We start from the raw sequence: 18,080 nt of genomic DNA on the forward strand, positions 1-18,080 counted from the left end.
CGGCCGTCCTCGGCGTAGTCGACCGGCCTCCCGTCCACGCCGTGCTCGGCCGCGTCTCCGTCCCACCGCTGGTCGTAGTCGGCGCCGACGACGTGGCCACACCGCGCGCGGACGCGGAGCGCATCGCGGCCGTCATCGACGGGGCGCGACTGGAGGTGGTGACGGGCTCAGGACACAGCAGCACCCTCGAACAGCCGGCAGCCATAACCGCGTTGATCCGCGACTTCCTGACATCGGTCGACGACGGTTGAGCACAGGCAAGCCACCTGCGGATACCTTGGGCAAGCTCTTCCACTGTCGACCTGACACCTCCGTCCACCGCATCTCGAGCTCCCCACCACCCCTCGATCAGGAGAACCAGCAGCATCCGTAGGACGCGCCCATCAATTGACGGTCGCCCTCATTCCCGACCGCTGCCACACCCCCAACGGGGTCGCAGCCCACTTCGCCCGACACTTACCGGCCACTGCCCCGGAAGGTGGCCTGCCCGATCCTCTTCGCCATATGTGAGACCGACGGCGTCGCCCTCGCGGACCCAACCGCGAGATATGCCGCAAACGCTCCCTGGGGCGGGACCAGCTCCACCTCGTCGGGCTCTTCGACGTCTACGTCGTCGACGACTTCGAGCGCCACGTCACCGACGGGCTCATCTTCCTCCCAGCCCGTCCCGGCCATCCGGCTTCGGGTCCGCCACGATATGCGGCGAGGGTGGGCAGGGCCGTGTGCCGTATCAGCCCGGCTGCAGGGAGGCGGCTGCGGCACGGATGAAGGCCATGGCGGTCTCCAGATCACCCGGTTCGGATCGGTGCATCAGTTCACCGATGACGCTCGCCACCGTGGCGGCGAGAATGCGGGGGGAAAGCCGGCGTGGCGCCTGCCCTGCTCTTCGGCGAGCAGGCGGGCGCCGTCCTGGATGACGTCGGCCAGGCGGCCCCCACCGAGACCCTTGAGCTGCGGGTTGGCTTGCAGCATGCGGTCATGGAGCTGATCGAACTCGTCGCGCGTGCCCGCCTGTTGACGCAGCCACTGTTCCACGGTGTCGAGGATGCCTTGCCCCTCCGGTCGCGTGTGCAGCGTCCCGGCGAGCCCGTCGATGAACGCGTTGAAGTGCGCCATCGCCAGTTCGAGCTTGGACGCTTCCTGACCCGGTTCACCCGAGTCCGGCATGGACCTCGGTCCTGGGGGTGAGGACGGCGAGGACGAAGGTCAGCACTGAGTCGATCCTGGAGTCGAGGCCCGGCTCGTGTGGTGCAGGGAAGCGAGCATGTCTGGCGAGTCCGCCGCCGACAAGAATTGAGAGGGCGGGCGTGCACGGTGGAAGGCTCGGGATCTGGAATCTCGCCCCGTGCGGCGGCACGGTGGAACATGGCGAACCGTGCGCTGGTGTCGAGGATGACCATCTGGTGGAGAATCGCGCGGAGTTCCTCGTTGTGTGGGCTTCTGCCATGAGGACGAGCAGGGTCGAGCCGACACGGCCGAACAGTCGCTGCTTGGGGGTGAGGAGTTCACGCAGGTCGTCTCGGAGGGTTCCGGTGTCGATCTTGCCGAAAGCGTCGAGGGTGACAGTGCGAGCTATGTGCGTGAACAGGCTCCGCTTGGTCGGCCAACGCCGGTACAGAACGGCGGTGGAGACGCCAGCACACTTGGCGACGGCCGCCGAGGTCAGAGCGGAGTAGCCCTTCTCGGCGACCAGGGGGAGGTAGTCGGACTCGATGTCGGCGGGGATTCCCCCGTCGTGGGTCAGGCACGCGCTGGCCCGCCGGCCCAGCGCGACGCTGCCGTCGATGTCCACCGCCCGGTCCTGCTCAGCGCCAAGTACACCTGGTGCAGCTTCAGGGCGTCCGCCAAGGCCGGAGTGAAGACTGTGGGACTCTGTCGCCCGATACCGCCGACCTGCGGCGAACCAGCTGACCGCCGCAAGCAGCGACGCACAAGACGCAGGTCGCGGTGATCGACTCGGTGCCCTTCTCGAATCGGGCGACAGAGTCCCGCAGGACCAGGGCCCGGGGCCTGGGGAGAGCGCGACCCATGCAACCATCGCGCTCGGGCCGCTTGATACACAGAGGCGCTGTCAGGTCACGTCCGCACGGCACCACTGATTCCGCTCCCCCGAGCGAGCCGACCCTTCCATCTCCAGACAACCACGGTGTCGGTGGACAAAGGGGTCAGGCCCGCCCGAAGGTGCGGCCGCAGCCTCACAATGGATATACGTCAGGCAATTGGGGTCGGATGGGCGGTGAGCTCGGCACGCAGCTGGGTGCCGTCCTCGTCCGCGAGGGCTGCAGCACGCAACTGCTTGAGCCGTGTGGCGGATCCGTTGCCGGCAGGCAGCGCGCGGGCGGCGGTCATCAGCAGGTCGAAGCTTTCGTTGCCGTGCGCGTAGGTAGCGCCGTAGCCCTTGAGGACCTGTTGGCACTCGATGATCTCGCGCGCCAGGTCGGGATCCTGGGCAGCCGTGGACAGCGCCAACCCAAGCCAGGAATCGATCGCGGCCTGTTCCCGGACGAACCTCAGCGACCTCGGGCGCAGCGGGCGCAGCCTGGCCAGCACCGCGAGTGCGGTGTAGCCGCTTATCGACGTCGTATTGAGCACGATGCCGCGGTGGGTGACGGCGTGGATGAGGCGGCGGAAGAGCGCTGACCGCAGAAGGGCGGCTGCAATGCCGGCGGGCATGGTGTCGGTGACCTCTTCGACCTGTGGGTGCAGGTACTCCCGGACCTGCGCCAGGCGGCCGTCGCCCACCTTCGCCTCACTGCGTACTCGTTCCAGCCGGTGGCGTCGGGTCTTCTGCAGGGCGACCTGGATCGTGTCTTGGTAGCACATCCACAGCGCGATGTGCCGCGCGGCCTCGCGAGTGAGCGCCGCGTCGCCGTCGGGATCAGGGTCGACGGCGGCGATGGTTGCGACGCGATTGAGGTACTGGTCGGCGTATTCGGGGCTCTGGTAGACGGCTGTGCGGACCACGCCGTGAAGGGCGGTCGAGCGGGCGGCTGCGGGCAGTTCGGCGGTGCGCTGTGCCTGGGCGGTCAGCGCCGGCCCGACAAGGGACGCCGGGTCGGTCAGGGCGATGCGAGTGCGCTCGCGTTCGGCAGCCTCCTTGCGGTCCTCGGCTGTCTCGGGTCGGCGGCGTCCGATCGTCACCGGGACCGGCCCGCTCGATCGGGCAGGGCTACCCACGGGGACGGAGTGCGCGGCCGGCGGTTTGCCGGCCACTTCCTTGGCGGCTGCCGTCTGGGTGGTGGCCTCGGTGTAGGCGGCGGCGAAGGCCTTCAATGAGTTTTCCGCAGCTTTGGGAAACGCGCGGATCGGTTCCTCGAACTGTTCGCGGGTGAACGGCAGCGCGCCGGACCCGGCGAGCGCACCGTAGAGCGAGGCGCTGATGACACTCCCTGCGGTTTCGGCCATGTGAGCGAAGTCGGCGGCCACGAGAAGCTTTGAGGCGCGTTGTGCAGCGGCGAAGAGTTCGTCACTGTCCACGCGGCCGTCACCGAGCTGGATCTTCTCGTCGACGGAGTACACCCGGTTGGTTGAGGTGATGAGCGTGGTGCGGTCCGGGGTGGAAAATCCGCGCTGTACCGCGCGCCCGCTTTCCATGAGCTCGGACGCGATGACGATGTCGACCTCTCCCGGTGTGGGGAAGAGACTCAGGATGGGATCGGTCCGTCCCCCTTCGGGAGCGCCGTCGGGGGGTGGCGGGAAGAGCTCGGCGTAGTAGACGGTCGCACCGGTGCGCTGGGCGACTCCCGCGACGGAGGTGTTCTGCGCGATCCAGCCGGCCTTCTCCCCGACCTCGACGATCCAGTCGGCCAGGACACCGCCGCCCTCACCTCCCAGGGCCAGGATCGCCAAGGTGATCGGCCGTTGTCCGCTGCTCCACGTCGTTGTACCGGTGTTGATGCTCTCCATTGTCATCAGGCCGCCACCTCATAGCGTGCCGCGCGGTTCTCCAGGCCTCTGGACACGAAGGCGATCCAGCGCGTGTGGACCGCAGCGAGGAACCGGTCTCGCCGGGTGGGATTGTGCACGACGTCTGTGCGGTAGAAGGACGGGCACAGCACGGCGGCGTGCGCGTTCGCCCCGCAGACCCCGCAACCGACGCAGCTGTCCAGAACGGTGGCGATGGGGTCGGTACGCAATGGGTCGGGATTGTCGGTGATGCTCAAAGAGGGGCAGCCGGAGATACGGATGCAGGCGTGGTCGCCCGTGCAGGTCTCCGGATCGACGCCGAAGTGTTCGCGGACGACGCGCTTTCCGGTTTCGAGCTCCTCCGATTGCTGTTTCTTGACGCGCCGCTGCCGGTTGAGTTGGCACTCGCTCTGCGCCACGATCACCTTGGGGCCGGGCTCCTTCGTCGTGAGAGCCTTGACGAACAGGTCGCGCAGGGCGGACACCCTGTAGGTGTTCGTGACGGTGCGGCTCCAGCGCACTCCGATAGCCCGCACGGCCTTCTCGATGGGGTGCTTCGTCGACCGAATCGGGTTGTCTGCCTGTGACGAGAGCAGGTCCTGGCCGCCGGTCGCGGCACTGTAGGCGTTGTCGACCACGACGAGCAGTTGGTCATTTTCGTTGAAGACGGCGTTGCCCACGCCGCTGGTCAGACCGTTGTGCCAGAAGCCGCCGTCGCCCATGACTGCGATCGTGCGCCGGTCGGCGTCCTTGGAGTTGAGTGCGGCCGCGCCCGCCGATCCCAGGCCGTATCCCATCGTCGTTGCGCCGAGGTTGAACGGTTCGTTGATGGCGAAGAGGTGACAGCCGATGTCGGCGCTGATGTGGTGCTGTCCGGTCTCACGCTCAGCCAGTTTGAGTGCGCTGAAGATGGGGCGCTCCGGGCAGCCCGTGCATAGACCCGGCGGGCGCTGACGCATCGTAGGTGGTGCGACCCGCGGGGCGAACGGGCTTGCCGCGTCGGTTTCCGGGCGCAGCAGCGCGGGCTCGTGCGCGATCGCCTCCGGGCGGTACTTGTGGAGGAACTGCGCGACGCCCTTGGTGACGGCGGTGGAGGTGTACTCACCCACCGGGGGCAGCATGTCCTTGCCGTGCAAGACGGTGTCGTTGCCGGCGCGCCGCAGTATGGCGTGCAGGTTTTGCTCGATGAAGTCGGGCTGTCCCTCCTCAAGTAGCAGCACGGCGCGTTTGTCGACGCAGAAGTCCAGGATCTCGTCGTCCACTACGGGGTAGGTGACGTTCATGACATAGAGGGGCACGGTCGTGCGGCCGTAGGCGTCCGACGCTCCGAGCAGTTCCAGAGAGCGATTGAGGGTGTTGTAGAGACCACCCTGGACGATGATGCCGATGTCGGCGAGTCCGTCGCCGAAGACCTCGTTGAGACCGCGCTCCTTGATGAACTGGACTGCGGTCGGCCAGCGCTTCTCGTGCTTCTCGCGCTCGTGGAGGAAGCTCGCCGGTGGGAGCACGATCCGGCTCAGCTCGCGGCGCGGGTTCTCGATCGCGTCCTTCACCGTCATCGGGGGCCGTCGGTTGTCCTCGGCGGCGAACGTGCCGTGCAAGTGGCACGAACGCAGGCGTAGTTCGAGCATCACCGGTGTGTTGCTGACCTCGGAGAGCTCGAAGCCGGCCTGGACCGTGTCCACGATCGCCTGCAGATTGGGACGGGGGTCGAGCAGCCACATCTGCGACTTCATCGCGAAGGCATGCGCGCGTTCCTGCATGATGCTGGAACCCTCGCCGTAGTCCTCGCCGATGATGATCAGGGAACCTCCGGTGACGCCGCCGCTGGCGAGGTTTGCCAGGGCGTCGGAGGCCACGTTCGTGCCCACGGGGGACTTGAAGGTGATTGCACCGCGCAGCGGCTGGTGCACCGAGGCCGCGAGCATCGCTGCCGCTGTCGCCTCGGACGCGCTGTTCTCGAAGTACACGTCGAGCTCTGACAGGATCTCGTGGGCGTCGCCGAGCACATCCATGAGGTGTGAGATCGGGGCGCCCTGGTAGCCACCGACGTAGGCGACGCCGGACTGCAGTAGCGCCTTGGTGACGGCCAGGATGCCCTCTCCTCGGAAGGTCGTCCCGGCGCCTTGCCGCAGCTTGCCGACCTCAGCTGCGAAGGATCGCTCCGCCATCGTTGTTCCTCCTTACTCTGGTACGGCCGGGGCCCGCCGGGTCCGCCGATCTAGCGCTGTGGCGCGGGAGATGCCGTCGGGTCAACCGTGCGGCGACGAGGAACCCTGAGCCGCCCCGACTCCCGGCCAGGGGCGTCGATGCGCCGACGTGCCGCAGTCCCGCCTGCCCCTCTGTCGTGGCCAATGGCCACCACAGGCCGTATTGGCCGATCCACAGTCTCCGTCGCAAGGGTTGCCTCCGAACAGGTCGGCGTTCATTGCCTCGAGTTTCGCCGGACCCAGGAGGACCAGTCGTGGCCGACGACGGGTTCGTAACGTGGGGCGTCAGTCGGTTAAGCAGGCCTTCGGCTCAGGTCAGTTGGCACGCAGCAGATCGACATTGCCGCGCAGGCTCGTAAGCAGGCGTTCGATGTCGTCCGTCGTGTTGTAGCAGTGTGCCGCTATGCGCAGGTTGTTGTCGCGTGAGGATGTGACGATGCCGTCCTTTGAGAGCCGCGCGACGAGCGCCTCGGCGTCGACGGAACGTGCCGCGACGAGGGGGCCACGGCAGGCGGGGGATTTGGGGGTGACGACGTGGGCGTCCATGGTTTCCAGCTCGTCGATCAGCCATGTGTTGAGTTGCTCGACGTGAGCTGCGGTCTCTTCGACGCCGATTTCGAGCATGAGTTCCACGCCGGCGTATGCGGCATAGACTGAGGGGATTGGTGGTGTGCCGGCTTCAAAGCGTCGCACCGAGGGGGACGGGGCGTAACGGTCAATTCGCATCGCGAATACGTCGCTATCGGCGAACCAGCCCGTCGCGAGCGGTACAAGGTGTGACGTCGTGGTGCTGTTGGCATAGAGGTAGGCGACACCGGGCGACGCCAAGAGGTATTTCAGTGCGCCGCCGACCACGAAGTCCACGCCCAGTGCTCGGGCGTCGATCGGCAACGCGCCGGCCGACTGGTACGCATCGACGAGAACGAGCGCTCCCCGTTCGTGGGCGATGCGGGTGATGGCCTCCAGGTCGAGTCTGCTGCCGTTGCGGAAGCAGACGTGCGTCACGGAGACAAGGGCCGTTCGCTCATTGATCGCGGCGGCGAGTCGGTCGAGGGACATTGTGTTGTCCGGCTCCGCGGGCACGTGGACGATCCGTGCGCCGCGCCGCTCGTGTGCGTGCCAGATTTGCCCGACCGTCGGGAACTCCAGATCGGTCGTGACGATGGTGTCGCGTGGTCCCGTGAAGTCCAGTGCGGACGCGAGTGCGTTCAGTCCGGCCGATGTGGACGTGGTCACTGCGATCTCGTCGGCGTCGACGTTCAGCAGCCGGGCATACGCCGTGCGTAGGCGCTCGGTACACGCCACCCAGTGGTCCCACGCCGAGCCTTCGCGTTCAAGGCTGGCCAGGTAGTCGTTGTATGCCGTGCGGACCGCGTCGGACAGGGCGCCCTGCGAACAGCTGTTGAGATAGGTGAGCCGGTCGAGCACCGGGAATCGGTGCCGGATGCGGTCGGGTAGGGACTCTTGGAGCACGGGGGTTCCTCTTTGTCGTTTTCGGTTCGTACGGTGACGTCTGTTCAGTCCTTGCCAGGGGCGAGGGCGAGGACGCGGGTGGGGCTGCCGGTGCCGCCGACGAGCTTCAATGGGGCGGCTATCAGCACGGCCCCGGTGGCGGGGAGCGCGGCAAGGTTCGCAAGCTGGGTCAGGCCGTACTTGCCCGAGCCCAGGAGGAGGTTGTGCATCGGGAAAGCGGGTTCGAAGCGATATGCCTGGCCCGCGTCGGTGCCGACGGTTTCAACCCCGACCCCGGTGATCGGGGTCTCGTGCGCGAGCCAGCGTGCGCACTCGGCGTCGAAGCCCGGCGTGTGCGGTCCGGTCTCCGAGGCGTTGAGGAAGGCGGCTTGGTCCGTCGCATACGCGTCCCACCCGGTGCGCAGCAGCAGCCAGCTGCCGTCGGGCAACGGACCGTGTTCGGCCTCGAACTCCTTCACGTCGTCAACCGTGAGCAGGTAGTCGGGGTTCTTGGCGGCCTCGGCCGACTTGTCGATGACGACCGCAGGGCCGATCAGGCGGTGCGGTGGCACCGCCGCGAGGTCCTCACCGTCCCGGCCGGTGATCCAATGGTTCGGCGCGTCGAAGTGCGTGCCGACATGCTCGCCGATCTCCAGCCAAGACCAGGACCAAGCAGGTCCGCGGTGGTCGAAGTTACTGATCTCGTGCCTACGCAGCCCGGGGGTGTTCGCGAAGGGCTCGGGCAACTGCAACAGCGGGGTCTGCTCGCTGAGCGGCTGGGTGAGGTCCACGATGTGTATGGACCCGCCGGTCAGTGCGCCGATCAGGGATGAGAGTGTGTCAGCGGCCATGGTCACTCCTGGCGTCGGGGTCGGACGGGATTCATTTGCGTTCGGCTAGCGGCGCGTCAGCACTGCGGGCGAGCAGCGGGCGGGTCTCCGCGCCACTGGCACGCCGCCTGGCGACGATCGCGTAGACCACGGAGATGACGGCGAGGTAGGGCACACCCGCTTCCCAGGCGATGGAGAGTCCGAGCTTGAAGCAGGCGAGCAGGATGCCGATGAGCAGCGCTATCCCGATGACGGGGGTGGCCATGCCGCCTGGCAGCCGGACCGGCGACTGTGCCATCCCGCGTTGCTCCCGGATCCGACGGAATGCGACGAGCGTCGCCAGGATGAGAATCCAGACCGCTATGCCGCCGAAGATCGAGATACCGAAGAGTGCGAAGTACGCCTTGCCTGGTGAGGCCACCGACAGGTACGCGGCGAGGGCCAGACCGAGCGCGGAGATCACAAGGGCGTTGCGCGGCGCTCCCGTCTTCGTCGTCCGTCCGAGGACCGCCGGCGCGTAGCCGTCATGGGAGAGAGAGTGCGCCATGCGGGTAGTGAGGTAGAGGTTCGTGTTCATGCTGGAAAGCGCCGCGGTGAGCACGACGAAGTTCATCACCGATGCCGCGGCCGGGATGCCCGCGACGTCGAAGATCCTTACGAACGGGCTCGCCAGGATGCCGTGTGCCGTTGACTTTGCGTTCCATGGAACGACCGCGACGATGATCGCGATCGAGGCGACGTAGAACAGCGTCAGACGGATCAGCATCGAACGGATCGCGTGCGGTACCGTCCGCTCCGGCTCCTTCGTCTCCGGCGCAGTCACCGAGATGACCTCGATACCGTAGAAGCTGAAGATGACGATGAGCATCGACAGCCAGATTCCGGTGAGCCCGTTCGGCAGGAAGCCACCATGCGCAGTCAACTGGTGCAGGCCTACCGCAGGGTGGCTCGGCAGGCCGACCGTGAGGTATGCGATGCCGAGCAGGACGAACAGCCCGATCGCGGTGACCTTGATCGACGCGAACCAGAACTCGAACTCGCCGAAAAACTTGACCGCCGTCGCATTCACGATGAGCAGCAGTACGGAGAAGACGACGACCGGCGCCCACAGCGGGATCGACGGCCACCAATACTGCACGTATGTCCCAGCGGCGATCACCTCTCCGCCCACGGCGACGATCTGCGCAGTCCAATAGGTCCAGCGAATGACGAATCCGGCCCACGGTCCCAGGTAGCTTTGCCCGATAGCTCCGAAGGAACCCCGGGTGGGATGGACCACGGTCATCTCCGCAAGGGCCCAGGCGACGATCAGCGCGATGCCCGCACCGATGAGATAGCTGATGATCACGGCGGGGCCGGCCGTGCTGATCGCAAGCGTCGAGCCGAGGAAGAGACCGGTCCCGATCGCGCCGCCGATGCCGATCATCGTGGCTTGGCGGTGGCTGAGTCCGCGCGTCAACGCGCCCTTCTCGGCCGGCGTACTTGTTGGCGGTGTTGTCATTGAATGCACACCTCTCATGAGGATGCCAACAGGCGGTAAGAATTACCGAAATCTGACGCCCGGGGCGGCGACAGTACGTGCGGCGGACCGATCGTCCACCAGTCGGAAGAAGCCGAGGAGCTGCGGTCCGCGCCTCACCGAGGTTCTCCAGGCTGTATGCGAAAAGACGCAGGATGGCGAATGTCGGCATCAAGGTCCTGTCCCAGGTCGCCAACACTGAGCTGACCAGCGGGCAAGACGATGCAGACTTCGTCGTACACGTAATGGCGACTGCTGCACACGGGCCGTCAGGCGGAATGAGCCCGACCGATTGAGCTCCGCGACAACCGTGCGCGGGTTCGAAAATGACTCGAACTCGCGACAGGCGGTTCGCGTGCATGACGCCCTCGTAGCAGCGGCGACACGGCCAGGCCGTAGCCGGGATTGTCCACGGCCCAGACTTCACCCGCCGCAACGTGGAGCCCGGTGCCCACGGCGAACGGGTACCGACGACAGCCCACTTGGAACCAACCGAACCAGGTGTTAAGCCTCCGCATAGCCTGCGCCGTCAACAAGTCCTTACTCGAGGCGGCGTGCGCGAGCTGGTGTCGGACGGTTACATCGCGCTCGACGGGGACGATTCCAGCGATCATGCTGCACCCCTGGGACTCGGAGACAACCCGACCAGGCATCGACTCGCCCAGATTAACTGTGGGTAGATTAGTTAAGCCGTAGTGATCTGTCTAGCGTTCTTTCGACGCTCGCCACACATTCGACATAGGAGGTTGGGCATCGCTCGCTGACGTGTCCAGGCATGTCGCCGTGGAAGTGCGGCTGCCATGCGGGGGATGGCGCCTGACGCACTCACTACAGCCACGCACACACCGAGGCAGAGACCGTCACGAGCCCCAAGTAACCGACCACAGCCGCACGGGAAGTCCCCCCTGGTACCGAGCGACCTACTCGAAGAGCCGGGAAGCCAGTCTGGATGGAGACGATCGCTGCCGCCCGGCAGTCGAATAGCGAGCGCCGGATACACGACCCCGCAGATCGGCTGGTCGCCCCCGAAGCCGTTCGCCCGGCAACCCACGGCGCCTATCGTCGGCAAAGGGTGCGAAGCACACCTGCCCTGTCTCGGCGCCGGACGCGGCCGACGCACGTTGCAGGCATCCATCGCCGTCATCTAGTTTTAGTCCAGATAAAATCGGACGATTAAGGCGGTAACGGGATGCGTATTGGTGAAGGGCTACGCGGGCTACGGCAGACCCGGAACATGACGTTGAAGGACCTGGCAGAGGCGACCGGTCTGTCCGCCGCAATGCTCAGCCAGGTGGAACGCGACCGTACCGACCCCAGCCTGGAAACCCTGCGGCGGCTGGCCAAGGCGCTCGACGTCCCCGTCTTCAGCCTCCTACGAGACGCCGACAACGACGCGGTCGCCGTCGTCCGCCGCGACGACCGCATGCTCATCCGCTCGCCACACTGCCGCACGGCCTACGCCCGAGTCTCTCCCGGCCAAGGGCGGCTTGAACTACTCGAGGGCACGCTCGGCCCTTGGGGCGCCACATCGCAGGAGCCGTGGTCGCATCCGTCCGAGGAGTGCGCCGTGGTGCTCAGCGGCGCACTCGTCGTCGAGGTGGCCGACGAACGCTACGAGCTGGACGCCGGCGACAGTTGCTACTTCGACTCTCGTCTCCCCCATCGCTACCTCAATATGGCTGACGCGGCGGTGTCGTTCCTCATCGCGATCACGCCACCGAGCTACTGACCCAAGCACGCGTGTGGCGCCCCGGCGGCGGAGCGGGAGTTCACCCAGGGCGAGCGGCACGGTCGTTGACACCGCGTCAACACCCGTGTCGCCGTAGAACTCCTAACAAAAATGGCTCATTGGCCTTGGAATGCCGGTGCCTGTCGGGCTGTTGACTCGCACATGAGGAGGGGTCAGCAACTGCCGTGGATTGTGTCGGATGGGCTGTGGGCGCGGATCGAGCCGCTGTTGCCAGTTGTGCCGCGCCGACCGGATCACCCGGGCCGCAGGCGTCTGGATGACCGGAAGGTCCTGTCGGGCATCCTGTTCGTGCTGTACACCGGCATTCCGTGGAAGTTCCTGCCGCAGGAGCTGGGCTTCGGCTCGGGCATGACCTGCTGGCGCCTGTACCGCTCGAAAATACAAGTCGGCGCTGTGAGCTGTGGTGATGTCGTTCGGTCAGGCGACGCAGTGATACACGTTGATCAATGCTTCCAGGACGGGTTGTCGCCGGATCCGGTGGGCCCGGAGGCCGGTGACGGAGGCCGAAACAGGAGCTTCGTCGCTGTCCGGGGGCAGTTGCTGCCGAAACCAGTGGGGCCGATACCCGTTGTGTGCTGAAGAAAGACCCAAGAGGGGGCCGCACGACCAACCCACTCACGCACCGTCTTCGTGGACACAGCCGCCCCCACTCCGAAACGTACGAGGGCCCAGGCTGGGCCACGGCGGGCGATGTCGGTGCCACCTGCCTGTACGCGGTCTACGGGCCGAGGCGGGAGATCTGATTGCCCGCGATCCTGATCAGGCTACCGGGGGTGCAGGTGCCCGTCTCTCGGGCTTGGGGGGCCGTCGAGGCCGGGGTGATTCATGTCGGACACACGGGGCCCGGGGTCTGGTCCGACAGGTACTGCGAACGCTCAGCCCGAGTGAAATCCCGGTGGAGTGCTCCGCAGATCTTCTTGATCGCTTCCACCGCGTCAGGAAGGGAGAGTCGCCACAGCCGCGTTGTCCCGTTGTTGCTGCTGGTGGCGAGGATCTGATCCATCGGGCTGAACACCGCCGAGTGGACGCTGCTGGTGGGATCAGTCAGGTCGTCGCGGATGCGGCCGGTGGCGACGTCCCACAACCGGACCGTCTGGTCGTCGTCGCCGCTGGTGGCAAGGGTACGGCCGTCGTGGCTGAAGGCCACCGAGTCGACACGGCCGGCGCCGGTGGGCTCGGTGAGGGTTTTCGTAGTCCTTCCGGTGTCCGCGTCCCACAGGCGTGCTGTGCCGTCGTCGCTGCCGGTGGCGAGGGTACGGCCATCCGGGCTGAACGCCACCGAGTTGACCGGCTCCGTGTGGCCGGTGAGGTGTTTTCGGACCCGGCCGGTGGCAACGTCCCACAGCTGGACCGTCCTGTCCCCGTCGCCGCTCGTTGCCAGGGTATGACCGTCCGGGCTGAACGCCATCGACGTCACGATGCTGCCGTCGGCGGGGTCGCGCAAGATCTTGGATGCTCCCGTATCGACATTCCACAGCCTTGCCATGGCAGCGGTGCCGTCGGTGACGCCACTGGCAGTGGTGGCCAGTGTGTGGCCGTCCGCGCTGAAGGCTACGGGGGTACCCACTCCCGTGCGGAGCGTCCTGAGGGTCTTTCCGGTCGCCAGGTCGAGCAAGCGCACCCTTTCGAGTGTGCTCACGGCAAGCGTGTGGTCGTCCCGGCTGAGGCCCACCGCGTTCACCTCACCGGTCCCGGTGGGATCGGTGAGTGTCTTGCCGGGCTTGCCGGTGACGGCGTTCCACAAGCGCACGGCGCCGTCACTGCCACTGCCGGTGATGACGGTCCGGCCGTCCCAGCTGAACGCCACCGAATCCAGCCAGCTGGTGCTGTCCAGAATCGTGTTCTCCGGCACGTCCCACAGGCGTGCGGTGCCGTCGTCGCTGCCGGTGGCGAGCGTGCGGCTGTCGGGGCTGAACGCCACCGAAAGCACGGTGCCGTGGCCGGTGAGGGTTTTCAAGATCCTTCCGGTGTTCGCGTCCCACAGGCGTGCCGTGCCGTCGTCGCTGCCGGTGGCGAGCGTGCGGCCGTCGGGGCTGAACGCCACCGAGAAAACGCCGCCGCTCGCGGTGCCAACGGTCAGGGTATGCCGAACCTTGCCGGTGGCCACGTCCCACACCCGCACCGTGCGATCGTTCGGCGCGGCCAGCGTACGACCGTCGGGGCTGAACGCCACCGAGAAAACGCCGCCGCTCGCGGTGCCAACGGTCAGAGTGCGCCGAACCTTGCCGGTGGCCACGTCCCACACCCGCACCCTCGGCCCATTGCCGCTGCCGGCAGCGACGGTGTGCCCGTCGGGGCTGATCGCCACGGAATCGACGCTGCGTTCGGGATCGATCAGGTCCTTTCTGACCGTACCGGTGGCCACATCCCACAGCCGTACCTTCCGGTCCGCGCCGCTGCCGGCCACCAGAGTGCGGCCGTCGCGGCTGAAGGCCACCGACCACACCGGTGCGCTCAGACCCGTGAGCGGGCGCCGCGGTCTTCCCGTCGCCAGGTCCCACAGTCGGATCGTCCCGTCACCTCCGGTGGCAAGCGTCCGTCCGTCGGGGCTGAATGCAACTGAATTCACGCCCTCACTCAGGTTGGTGATGGTCCGACGGAGCTTGCCGCTGTCTGCGTCCCAGAGCCGGACCCGGTGTTCGCCACCGGTGGCGAGGAGGTGGCCATCAGGGCTGATCGCCACCGACTTCACCCCTTGGAAACCGACGTCGACCGTGTACCGGAGGGGACGAGTGGCAGCGACGATGAGGCTGGCTCTGGCTTCGGCGGTCGGGCTGCTCCGGTACGCCTGAACAGCCAGCAAAGAAGCCAGATCGGGCGCGCTGTCGAACAGCGCGGCGGACTGAGCTGCCAACTGGCGGGACTGGGCAATCCGTTGCGCGGCCACGGCACGCTCCCGGGCAGCGACCGCTGTCTGCTGTTGCCACAAGGCGACACCGGTGGCGATCAGGGCCATGGCAAGCAGGGAGGCCAGGATGCCGTTTATGCGCCGGGCCCGGCGCGCCGCGGCCTGTTGGTGCCGCTGGCTGGCGGACAGGAACGCGGCGACGTCCCCGGGTAACCCGCGCTGCCGGCCCCAGGCCGTTCCTTCCGAGAAATCGGTGCCGTCGAGCAGATCTCCTTTATGACCGCTCTTGGCGAAGCGTGCCTGTTGTTCACCCGCACGGTGCAGCCAAGCCTGGAACGCGCGGTCGTCGGCGAGCCAGTCCCGCAGGTCCTTCCAGTCGCGGATGAGGGCATCGTGGATGAGCTCAGCCACCGGGGGGCCGAGGGTACCGTCTGGCTTTCTTGGGACGTGGGTGGTGACAATGCGATGCCGGGTGAGGGTGTTCAGTACTTCTTCGAATGAGGGGTCCCGTGCGTCACCGGTCAGCGGTGCGTCTGTCGCCAGTGCTTTGAGGGAGCCGAGGAGGACCTGCTGACGTGTGGCCGGGATGGAGCGGGCGTCGTCGGCAGGCCGTACCAGTGCGGTAAGGATGCGCTGCGCGGTGAGCCGCTGCCCGTCAGGGAGTCGGCTGACGACCGTGTTGCACCAAGAGGTCAGACCGCCGGTCACTTCGCCGATCTGCTGGTAGGCGCGGTGTGTGAGGCAGCCGTCCTGGCGGCGTTCCCACATCTGTCGAAGGGCCAATTCCAAAGGAGGCAGGAGGATCGCTGCCGCCTGCCGGGTGGTTGAGCCGTTGGCGTCGGCGGCCAGGAGGTCTGTGATGATCCGCTCGGGAAGCCCGCTCTCGACGCGGAGGCCCACCGCCTGAGCGGGTCGGGTGATGATGGCGCGGAGGTCCGGGATGCTCACGCTGGCGGGCACGTTGAACAGGCCAGAGGCAGCGGCTTCCAGAAGAGCGGGGGCTGCGGCGGCCAGCCGCGGGTAGAAATCGTCTCGCATGATCAGTACCACGCTCGCCGCGGCCTGCGAGCGGATCAGCCTCACGAGTTCGTCCGCGGGGACAAGTCCCTCTCCCGGCTTGCGGCTGTCGGCGGCTCCGGTGAACAACTCCTCGAACTGGTCGACGACCACGACGAGCCGCTGATAGGTCGGTTCCGCGGCCAGTCTGCGTTCTGCCGCAGGCACGATCCCGTCGGTCGCGGCGCCCGACAGCCCCGCCTGCTCCAGTTCGGTCAGCAGGTCCACCCCGGGGCGGACGACCAACGGCAGCCACCGGTCGCTGCCCGGCAGCCTCCCCTCGGCCAAGGCGGGCAGCACGCCTGCCTGAACCAACGACGACTTGCCCGTGCCGGAGGGGCCGAGGACCAGGACCACCCGCTGCCGGCTGCCCAACGCGGCCAGGATCCCTTCCATGGCGGAGTCACGGCCGTGGAACCATCCAGCGTGTTCCGCGGTGAACGGCTCCAGGCCGCGGTACGGACACACCTGCTGCTCAGCCAGATCGGGCCACACCTGCCGCAGGACCTCGACGGGAGTGGCGTAGGCGATGCCCTGTCCCTTCGAGTGCTCGTCAGGCGTAGTGATCGCGGTGAGCATTCCGATCACCAGACCGGTGATGTCATCGACGACAGGTGCACCGCTGAATCCCGTGGTCAAGTCGTTGGCGCCGGTCAGTTGCAGTACCGAGCCGGATTCCTCGGCACCAGCGGGCAGCAGGTCACCGGCGATTCCATAGCCGAAGTGACCGCCAGTCGGCGCCTGAGCGGGGAACCCGAACGAGCGCACGCGGTGTCCTCGGCAGCCCTCCGCGGAGCCCAGCGCAAGCGCGACCACGCCATCGGGAGCTTCCTCCAGCTGTACAACGGCAACATCGCTGTGGTGAGGATCCCGCCACGCCTCGGAAACGACGACCCCGCGGACCCGCGGCGCACCTTGGGCATGGGGGAAGGCCAGCCGCAGCGTGTCTCCGGGGCCGTGCCCTGCTGCGGCCACCACATGGGCGCATGTGGCCACCACCCCCTCGCCGACCAGGAATGCCGCACCGGCGACATCTCCCTCGGGGCTGAGAACCTGGGCCACCGCCGAGGGCATCCGCGGGGCCGATCCATCGCCGGGAGCACCGTCAACCAAGTCCACAGCACGATCCTCACCGACCGTCCGACGCCTCCTGGTCGCTGTCGCCGTTCTTCCACGTCACCTTCACCTTCAGGTGACAGTTGGCTTCGCTCTTGGTGATCACGGCCCCGGCTTGGACGGCCAGGTCGACGCCGAACTCGACCTCGACTTCGTCAGGGCCAGCCTCGCGCAGCTGGTGCAGCACCGCACGGGCTGTCGCCGACACCGGCCCCAGGGCCGCCTGCAAACTCGCGGGAAACTCGTGGATGGCGTCAGCGACCCGACCGGCTTTGACCGGTCCATCGAGCGTAGTCGTAGTCTCAACCAGAACCGAGCCTCCGCCCTCCAGCGGGATCCGGACGAGTCCTGCCACCTGTCGCTCCCCCTGCCGTCCACCTCGCCCACGCGCGCCCGGTTCCGTGTTCGAGAAACGCCAACGCGTACAGGCGCCTGCCGAGAGCAGTGTCGAGGTGCAAGAAGTCGACGTCAATGATGCCCTCGGCCTGGTTGGTGAGGAACTCCCGCCAGGTCGGGCCGGTACGGCGAGGTGCCGGGTCGATGCCCCCTGCGTGGAGGATCTCCCCTACCGTGGACGCGGCGATCGGGTGCCCGAGACGGCCCAACTCGCCCTGGATCCGCCTGTGCCCCCACTGCGCGTTCTGACGAGCGAGCTGCGGGATCAGCTTCTTGATGGCTGCCCTGGTCGGCGGTCGTCCGGTACGGGCGCGCCGGACGCTGTAGTCCCACTTCGCCGCAATGAACCTGCGATCCCAGGCCAACAGCGTCCCGGGAGCGACCGGAAAAACCTCGCGCCGGCGACGACGGGGTATCAGGCCGGAGAGGGCGGCCAGCCAGAACCGGTCCGCGGGCTCGTAGCGGACCGGGCCGGCTATCTGACGACGCAGGACCACATTCTCATGCCGGAGTACGAGCACTCGGCGTCCTTGTCGGTGTCGCGACGCAGCAGCACCCCGGAAACAGACAGCAGCTTGCGGGCCACCTTGTAGAGGATCGAGATGATCACGCGGACATGGTCCCAGCCGAGAGTGCTCCACCGCCCCGACCTGCGGCGATGACTTTACGAGCCCCACACCCCTGGATTTCCCCTGCCCAGAGAATACGTGCCACCACGGACCCGGGAATGGAAGTCCGCGCGGCCAGCGAGCTTGGTTGGGGCCGCCGGCCGGGAGCTTGCGTCGAGCCGATGGTGTGGCTGTCCTGGCCCGGGTGGCCTCCGCACTAGTCGAGTGACCAAGTTGCTTCGGAACGTTCTCTCACCCTGCGCCGCGGTGACATCCTCGCCATCCCCGGTTCGTCCCGCATGAGACGGGAGTTGCTGAAGTGAGCGAGATCGGCAGACAGCACTACGGCTTGCCACGTACGCTCGCTGTCGACCGGATCCGACGTACCG

At 67.1% G+C, this 18,080-nt stretch carries 14 protein-coding genes and 1 pseudogene; 3 read left to right on the forward strand and 12 right to left on the reverse strand.

The features are described from left to right. The coding region (locus tag ACWDA7_RS39685; RefSeq protein ID WP_450611234.1) for an alpha/beta fold hydrolase at nt 1-251 on the forward strand (251 nt) is incomplete at its 5' end. Nucleotides 252-456: 205 nt separating this feature from the next. On the opposite strand, the gene ACWDA7_RS39690 is transcribed toward ACWDA7_RS39685, so the two are convergent. From ACWDA7_RS39690 to ACWDA7_RS39725, 8 genes are all read right to left on the reverse strand, one after another. After that, nucleotides 457-675 (reverse strand): hypothetical protein, encoded by a 219-nt coding sequence (locus tag ACWDA7_RS39690; RefSeq protein ID WP_450611236.1) that lies wholly within the window; start codon nt 673-675, stop codon nt 457-459. Between the two features lie 135 nt (nt 676-810). After that, nucleotides 811-1,167: a hypothetical protein gene (locus tag ACWDA7_RS39695; protein ID WP_450611238.1), complete on the reverse strand. Its 357-nt coding sequence runs from the start codon at nt 1,165-1,167 to the stop codon at nt 811-813. After that, a complete protein-coding gene (locus ACWDA7_RS39700; protein WP_450611240.1) occupies nt 1,151-1,792 on the reverse strand; it encodes a TetR family transcriptional regulator in 642 nt (213 codons plus the stop codon). Before ACWDA7_RS39700 ends, ACWDA7_RS39695 begins: the two co-directional genes overlap by 17 nt. A gap of 419 nt (nt 1,793-2,211) precedes the next feature. Continuing rightward, nucleotides 2,212-3,912, reverse strand: coding sequence for an indolepyruvate oxidoreductase subunit beta family protein (locus ACWDA7_RS39705; RefSeq protein ID WP_450611242.1), 1,701 nt, complete (start codon nt 3,910-3,912; stop codon nt 2,212-2,214). Further along, a complete protein-coding gene (locus tag ACWDA7_RS39710) occupies nt 3,912-6,077 on the reverse strand; it encodes a thiamine pyrophosphate-dependent enzyme (RefSeq protein WP_450611244.1) in 2,166 nt (721 codons plus the stop codon). The genes ACWDA7_RS39705 and ACWDA7_RS39710 overlap by 1 nt, the downstream gene beginning before the upstream one ends. 354 nt (nt 6,078-6,431) lie before the next feature. Beyond that, the gene (locus tag ACWDA7_RS39715; protein WP_450611246.1) at nt 6,432-7,589 is read right to left on the reverse strand and encodes an aminotransferase class V-fold PLP-dependent enzyme; all 1,158 of its coding nucleotides are present in this window, start codon (nt 7,587-7,589) and stop codon (nt 6,432-6,434) included. A gap of 44 nt (nt 7,590-7,633) precedes the next feature. After that, entirely contained in the window at nt 7,634-8,419 is a 786-nt protein-coding gene (locus ACWDA7_RS39720; RefSeq protein WP_450611248.1) for a cyclase family protein, read from the reverse strand. A gap of 31 nt (nt 8,420-8,450) precedes the next feature. Beyond that, nucleotides 8,451-9,899: an amino acid permease gene (locus tag ACWDA7_RS39725; protein WP_450611250.1), complete on the reverse strand. Its 1,449-nt coding sequence runs from the start codon at nt 9,897-9,899 to the stop codon at nt 8,451-8,453. 1,207 nt (nt 9,900-11,106) lie between these two features. Between ACWDA7_RS39725 and ACWDA7_RS39730 the strand changes: the two genes are divergently transcribed. Both ACWDA7_RS39730 and ACWDA7_RS39735 read left to right on the forward strand, forming a co-directional pair. After that, nucleotides 11,107-11,646, forward strand: coding sequence for a helix-turn-helix domain-containing protein (locus ACWDA7_RS39730; RefSeq protein ID WP_450611252.1), 540 nt, complete (start codon nt 11,107-11,109; stop codon nt 11,644-11,646). Nucleotides 11,647-11,808: 162 nt separating this feature from the next. Further along, a pseudogene (locus tag ACWDA7_RS39735) lies at nt 11,809-12,030 on the forward strand (transposase); the annotation flags it as partial. Between the two features lie 460 nt (nt 12,031-12,490). Here the strand turns inward: ACWDA7_RS39735 and ACWDA7_RS39740 are convergent. Genes ACWDA7_RS39740 through ACWDA7_RS39755 form a run of 4 tightly spaced genes read right to left on the reverse strand, consistent with a single transcriptional unit; the run spans nt 12,491 to nt 17,693 of the window. Next, the gene (locus ACWDA7_RS39740) at nt 12,491-16,690 is read right to left on the reverse strand and encodes an nSTAND1 domain-containing NTPase (protein ID WP_450611254.1); all 4,200 of its coding nucleotides are present in this window, start codon (nt 16,688-16,690) and stop codon (nt 12,491-12,493) included. A gap of 10 nt (nt 16,691-16,700) precedes the next feature. Continuing rightward, on the reverse strand, nt 16,701-17,042 hold the full coding sequence (locus ACWDA7_RS39745) for a CU044_2847 family protein (RefSeq protein WP_450611256.1): 342 nt from the start codon (nt 17,040-17,042) through the stop codon (nt 16,701-16,703). Next, nucleotides 16,990-17,604 carry a hypothetical protein gene (locus ACWDA7_RS39750; RefSeq protein ID WP_450611259.1) on the reverse strand — a complete coding sequence of 205 codons (615 nt, stop codon included), beginning with the start codon at nt 17,602-17,604 and terminating at the stop codon, nt 16,990-16,992. The genes ACWDA7_RS39745 and ACWDA7_RS39750 overlap by 53 nt, the downstream gene beginning before the upstream one ends. Continuing rightward, nucleotides 17,559-17,693 (reverse strand): hypothetical protein, encoded by a 135-nt coding sequence (locus ACWDA7_RS39755; protein ID WP_450611257.1) that lies wholly within the window; start codon nt 17,691-17,693, stop codon nt 17,559-17,561. The genes ACWDA7_RS39750 and ACWDA7_RS39755 overlap by 46 nt, the downstream gene beginning before the upstream one ends. Nucleotides 17,694-18,080 lie beyond the last annotated feature (387 nt).

The sequence above is a fragment of the Streptomyces sp. NPDC001156 genome (assembly GCF_053598275.1).

Coding starts and splice junctions, on each gene's coding strand:
- ACWDA7_RS39710 (WP_450611244.1), bottom strand. CDS start 6,077: ATGGCGGAGCGATCCTTCGCAGCTGAGGTCGGCAAGCTGCGGCAAGGC.
- ACWDA7_RS39705 (WP_450611242.1), bottom strand. CDS start 3,912: ATGACAATGGAGAGCATCAACACCGGTACAACGACGTGGAGCAGCGGA.
- ACWDA7_RS39725 (WP_450611250.1), bottom strand. CDS start 9,899: ATGACAACACCGCCAACAAGTACGCCGGCCGAGAAGGGCGCGTTGACG.
- ACWDA7_RS39730 (WP_450611252.1), top strand. CDS start 11,107: ATGCGTATTGGTGAAGGGCTACGCGGGCTACGGCAGACCCGGAACATG.
- ACWDA7_RS39695 (WP_450611238.1), bottom strand. CDS start 1,167: ATGCCGGACTCGGGTGAACCGGGTCAGGAAGCGTCCAAGCTCGAACTG.
- ACWDA7_RS39690 (WP_450611236.1), bottom strand. CDS start 675: ATGGCCGGGACGGGCTGGGAGGAAGATGAGCCCGTCGGTGACGTGGCG.
- ACWDA7_RS39720 (WP_450611248.1), bottom strand. CDS start 8,419: ATGGCCGCTGACACACTCTCATCCCTGATCGGCGCACTGACCGGCGGG.